Genomic DNA, 4,033 nt, shown 5'->3' on the forward strand with positions numbered 1-4,033 from the left:
GCCCTGTTTTCCGTCACCATGACCGCAGTGTTGCAGTCATTGCCCATGGTGCAGGCCATTATGCTGCTGGGCATCTATGCGTTGTTGCCGCTGGTGGTGGTTTTGTCCCGCTACTCGATTGCCATGATGGTGGTGGGCGGCATGGCCATCTTCACCATCAAGTTCTGGACAGTGCTCTGGTATCTGGCCATGTGGGTCGATCAGAACCTGATTCTGTCCATGTACCCGGACGTCAATGTCTTCCTGCAGATCTTCGCCAACCCCGGCGAACACGATGCCAAGCGCATGTTACTGAATATGATCACAACCAGCCTCTATTTGGGATTGCCGCTGCTATGGAGTGGGATGATGGCGTGGGCGGGGGTGAAAGTAGGGCGGTCTATTGATGCTGCGACGAGCCCCATCAAGGCTCCCGCGCAGGACGCGGGAAACCAGGGGGGAAGTATCGGGAAAATGGCGCTAACCAAGGGCAAGAAGCGTTAGTCCTTTTCGTACCAGCCAGCGGCATCCGTGCCATCGTCGAGTTTGCCGGTTCGGTAATTCAGTACGCCTCCACGAACAGAGTCAGAGGTTGTTTTATCAGAGTCCGTTTCGGCGCTTTCAGCGAAAAACCCAAGCACATCGCGCAGAAAATGGCCGATGACAGTTGCCACCGCCAATATGGCCAGTAATACTCGGCGAGTACGGGATTTTTCGGCTGTTGAGGTCATGATTCCCTCTCAAACTCCGCTGAATTGAAGCGCAGGACGTTGCAATTTTCCTTAACCGTGCGTTGCATGGGTTCGTCGAACCCCTCCTGGCAGATTGTTGAGCAACTCCTGTCGTAAGTTATGACGACTTTACGCCAGAATATCAGCGTAGCCAAAGAGTGATCAGTAGTCTCTAAAATACCGTCTGTAACTTCAGCCTACTGATTATAGCAATGATGTTTCGCGGAAGTTGATTTTATTGATCCAGATCAGCTATTTGTTCTGTTTCGTTTGAACTTTCAAGAGAATAAGGTATCATTCCTAAGGTTAATATAACCATTTGCAGATTATGTGGCTTAGCAGGTTCAGATTTTACATGGCGATCTTCGCGTTACTGGCTTTTACCAGCCAGTCGTTCGCTGTTGCGAAATTGCCCTGCCACAAGATGAGTCACGAACCCTATGTTCCAGTAATGACGGGGGCAATGGATCATGGAAGCCATACCAAGGCAAACAATATCCAGATCAATAATGCCCTTACGGCTGATGCCGCTGATTGTTGCAGCCAGGAACACTGCTCTCAGCTGGATTGCATCTCTGCAAGCGTTGCGGTGGTGAGTACACTGTCGCCGCTTTCCGTCCAGTTTTCTCAAACCCTCAATACAGCGTATTCGGTTTCCTTCCTCTCCCAGGCAGCTTCCTCGCTGTTTCGCCCCCCCATTTCCCGCTGAAGTAGGGTTGGTACGCCTGAAATTCAGGCGTCTGACGACTCGATAAGCGGGAGATCAAAACTCCCATAACGTATGTTTAAAACGCGCCATCGCTACGAGCGCGTTCACTGCAACTCTTGATTGGGAGTCATCATGAAGCCGTTACATACCTATCTGCGCTTTCCGGCGCTGATCGTATTCCTGTTATTTCTTACCGCTTGTTCCGAAAGCGAAAATCACGCAACTAAAAGCGCAACGATTGCCACGTTGGATGTTTATAAAAGCCGCACCTGTCAATGCTGCCAGCAATGGGTTCACCATATGGAAGATGTTGGTTTTGACACAAAAACCCACCACCCGTCGGACTTGAATCGCATTAAAAATGACTATGGCATAGCACCTGAGTTCCAGTCCTGCCATACAGCAGTGACGAGTAACGGTTATGTGTTCGAAGGCCATATCCCTGCGCGCTTTGTTCAGCAGTTTCTGGAAAACCCTCCCGATGACGCCATCGGCCTTAGTGTGCCTGGCATGCCGGCAGGCAGCCCTGGTATGGAGATGGGTGACAGGTTTACGCCTTACAAGGTATGGCTGCTTAAAAAAGACGGTTCGGCTGACGTGTTTGCATCTGTGAATAGTCGCGATCAGCAATAGGACATATAACGATGAACATTCAATGGGTATTTTTATTGTTTTTGCTGGTGGGGCTTCCTGTATTTGCGCAGAGCCCGGCTAATACGTTGAGTCTGGATGAGGCCATCGCCCATGCCATTGCCACGGATCCCTGGCTGAACGGTAGCCGGCATCGCGAAGACGCTTTGACCAGCGAATCAATTTCAGCATCGACGCTTCCAGACCCCAAGGTCAGCCTGATGGCGGCTAACTTTCCTACCGATAGCTTCGATATCAACCAGGAGCCTATGACGCAGCTCACTGTAGGTGTTAGTCAGATGTTTCCTCGCGGCGATAGTCTGGCGCTGTCCAGCCGTCAGAAACAGGAGTTGGCGGAACAGGAGCCATTGCTCAGGCATAATCGCCAGGCCAAGGTAGCGGCTACTGTCTCGCAGCTGTGGCTGGAAGCATTCAGGGCCCAGGAGAGCATTCGATTGATTGAGCGGGATCGCTCGCTGTTTGAACATTTGGTAGATGCAACCAAAGCGAGCTATTCGTCGGCACTGGGACGTGCCCGCCAGCAGGATATTATCCGGGCCCAATTGGAGCTTACCCGGTTGGACGATCGTTTGACGGTGCTGCGGCAACAGTCGGAGTCAGCCCAACAGCGTTTATCCGAGTGGGTCGGCGGTCGCGCCCGTCTGCCGTTAGCGCAGCTTGTGCCCAGTCAGTACGGTGATGAGCCGACGTCGGTGGGAGGTCAGCCGGATAGTGATCGTTGGCTCTATGAACAGGTCAATCGGCACCCACTCTTGCTGGCACTTGATCAGCGTATTGATGCAATGGAGACCGGGGTCGAATTAGCGCGCCAGAAATATAAACCTGAGTGGGGTCTTTCCGCCCAATACGGCTATAGGGACGATGATCCCATGGGTCGCGACCGCGCTGATTTGTTCTCTGTCGGTGTGACCTTTGATCTGCCGCTTTTCACCGGCAAGCGACAGGATAAAGACGTCAGTGCGGCCACTTCTCGGGCCGAGGCCTTGAAAACTGACAAGTTACTGATGGCGCGAAAGCTGATGGCGGACCTGGATACGGCCTTGGTCCAGCTACAGCGTCTGAATGATCGTCGCGCGCTCTACGCCGAGCAGTTATTGCCGCAAATGTCAGAGCAGGCCGAAGCTGCCCTGGCCGCCTACAACAACGACGACGGCGACTTTGCCGAAGCGGTGCGCGCCCGCATTGCTGAGTTAAATGCCAAGATCGACTTTTTAACGATCAGGATTGATCGGCTGAAGATGATTGCCGAGTTGAATTACCTCTTGTCCAAAAATGGTTCAGAACCGTTTCCCGCCACCAGCAGAGAACACGCTGAAGGATTAACCCCATGAAGATTCAATTGAATAAATCTTTTTTCATTACAGTTGCCTTGTTGATTGCGACAGCGACCCTTGCGCACTACTCGGCCCTATGGCGTATGAAAGAGACCACAGGCAGTGATGACGTTGCTGCCGAGAAAAAACCACTCTACTGGGTCGCGCCGATGGATCCCAATTATAAGCGCGATAATCCGGGTAAATCCCCTATGGGGATGGATCTGATACCAGTGTATGAAGACGCGGGCGGCGATCAGGAGATTGGCACGGTCACCATCTCTCCCGATGTGGTCAACAACCTCGGCGTACGTACAGCGCCTGCCACTCGGGGGCAGCTGGACGTCTCTGTCAATACCGTGGGCTATGTGCAATATGATGAAGACCGTCTTGTTCACATTCATCCACGGGTAGAAGGCTGGATTGAAAAACTCCATGTTAAAGCCGCCGGAGATCCGGTCACTCAAGGCGAACCGCTCTATGCCTTATATTCGCCTACCCTGGTCAATGCCCAGGAAGAACTGTTGCTGGCATTAAAACGAAATAATCCAACACTAATCACGGCTGCCATGGAGCGGCTATCGGCCTTGCAAGTGCCTCATTCAGAAATCAATCGCCTAAAAAAATCCGGCAAGGTTAGTCAGACCATT

At 52.3% G+C, this 4,033-nt stretch carries 6 protein-coding genes; 5 read left to right on the forward strand and 1 reads right to left on the reverse strand.

From position 1 onward, the window contains the following. On the forward strand, positions 1-483 hold a 483-nt coding region (locus ACYZYZ_RS10825; protein ID WP_461484262.1), incomplete at its 5' end, for a conjugal transfer protein TraG N-terminal domain-containing protein. On the opposite strand, the gene ACYZYZ_RS10830 is transcribed toward ACYZYZ_RS10825, so the two are convergent. Next, complete coding sequence (locus tag ACYZYZ_RS10830; protein ID WP_461484263.1) at positions 480-710, reverse strand: hypothetical protein; 231 nt, start codon at positions 708-710, stop codon at positions 480-482. The genes ACYZYZ_RS10825 and ACYZYZ_RS10830 overlap by 4 nt on opposite strands. Before the next feature lie 355 nt (positions 711-1,065). On the opposite strand from ACYZYZ_RS10830, the gene ACYZYZ_RS10835 reads away from it, so the two are divergent. The 4 genes from ACYZYZ_RS10835 to ACYZYZ_RS10850 form a co-directional block, all read left to right on the forward strand. After that, positions 1,066-1,419 (forward strand): hypothetical protein, encoded by a 354-nt coding sequence (locus ACYZYZ_RS10835; RefSeq protein WP_461484264.1) that lies wholly within the window; start codon positions 1,066-1,068, stop codon positions 1,417-1,419. A gap of 132 nt (positions 1,420-1,551) precedes the next feature. Continuing rightward, the gene (locus tag ACYZYZ_RS10840; protein WP_023659436.1) at positions 1,552-2,052 is read left to right on the forward strand and encodes a DUF411 domain-containing protein; all 501 of its coding nucleotides are present in this window, start codon (positions 1,552-1,554) and stop codon (positions 2,050-2,052) included. Positions 2,053-2,063: 11 nt separating this feature from the next. Next, positions 2,064-3,401 carry a TolC family protein gene (locus ACYZYZ_RS10845; RefSeq protein WP_286983936.1) on the forward strand — a complete coding sequence of 446 codons (1,338 nt, stop codon included), beginning with the start codon at positions 2,064-2,066 and terminating at the stop codon, positions 3,399-3,401. After that, positions 3,398-4,033: efflux RND transporter periplasmic adaptor subunit (locus ACYZYZ_RS10850; protein WP_461484265.1), on the forward strand; the 636-nt coding region annotated here is incomplete at its 3' end. The genes ACYZYZ_RS10845 and ACYZYZ_RS10850, both read left to right, overlap by 4 nt.

The sequence above is a fragment of the Porticoccus sp. genome, from assembly GCA_023261185.1.
In the GTDB taxonomy this organism is placed as follows: domain Bacteria; phylum Pseudomonadota; class Gammaproteobacteria; order Pseudomonadales; family Porticoccaceae; genus Porticoccus; species Porticoccus litoralis.